The 1,185-nt window shown below is 55.4% G+C and carries 1 protein-coding gene; it reads right to left on the bottom strand.

The window, feature by feature from the left end:
- Positions 1–537: 537 nt before the first annotated feature.
- Positions 538–1,056, bottom strand: a complete 519-nt coding sequence (locus ACOCD2_RS20860; protein WP_293649845.1) for a U32 family peptidase — start codon at positions 1,054–1,056, stop codon at positions 538–540.
- Positions 1,057–1,185 lie beyond the last annotated feature (129 nt).

Genomic DNA, 1,185 nt, shown 5'->3' with positions numbered 1-1,185 from the left:
TCATTGCGCCTGGAATGCGGCAAACAAGGGAGAATCTACAGATAATCCCCATTCATATTTCAAAAAACAGCCGATTTGCATTGAAATACGAAAATCACTGATTCGATCAGAGCTTCCTTAGGCACCCGGTCTGCAGGACTTACCGTGCTGAATAACGTATCTTGATGAATATCGGGACCACGCATGGTACTTTTGCTTCTCGTTCAATTCTTAGTGATATTTTCTCAGATTTGGGTGTTTTTCAACAGCCTGCTAAACTCTAGAAAGGAAAATCATCTGAACAATTGCTGCATAAAAAGCAGAAGGGCACGTGAAAGAGGAGTGTTTTTGTCAACCTGCCGTAGGCCGAGGTTCGGATTCAATCAATGACAGCGCAGTCATTGGCGGCCAGCCCGGTGAAACCTCACTGACCATTGGCGCTGACGGCTTACCCATCTTTGTTTACTTTGACGGGAGCATCAGCGCTTTGCGGGCTGTCCATTGTTCAGACCTGAGTTGCGAGCCTTACCTGCGGCGCAGATGAGCCTGCCGCACAGTTCAAACGGTATGCCGGCGCATCCCTGCTTCACCGTGCCAGTAGCCATCGTAGCCACCCACAGGCATGAGGCGTTGCAGGTCGGGCGAATTGCTGCCGCCCTGCAGTTCCTCTGCAAAAGCCTGCACGATGCGGTCCGTATGCTGCGCCTGGGGACTGATACGCAAAACATCGATGCCCAGTCCGTCCATGGCCTTGATTTCGGGCAGCAGGTTGCAGGTCATGGCAAACTGGGCCTGAATGCCGTTGATGGCCAGAAAAGGCTCGCCCTCGCGGGTGCGCAGTGTCAGGCCGTCGGCATGATCCAGACAGCGGTACTGGCAATCATCCTTGGGCAGGTCGTAGGCCCGGGCGGTATAGCAGCGGGCTGACATGGCCAGGGGCATGCGGCCCCAGGCGAACAGCTCAGTTTCCACCTGCTCCGGGGCTTCCTGGCCGATGGCGGCCAGGGTGTCTTTGTCCAGCTCCACGGCAGGTACCCAGCGTTTCAGCCCCGCGTCCGCCAGCACGCCCAGGGTCACGGCGTTGTAAAGTAAGCGCCAAACAATCAGCCCTATTGCATTTTTTTGACAGGCGTGTTCCAGGGTAGCAGGGCTTCAATGTCCTCAACCGTCCTGGCATTGCCGATGTGCTGCAGCACATGGTGGAGG

This window comes from Thiolapillus sp., assembly GCF_048562965.1.
GTDB lineage: Bacteria > Pseudomonadota > Gammaproteobacteria > Chromatiales > Chromatiaceae > Thiolapillus > Thiolapillus brandeum_A.
The sequence above is the reverse complement of the archived record's forward strand: the minus strand, read 5'-3'. Positions and strand labels throughout refer to the sequence as shown.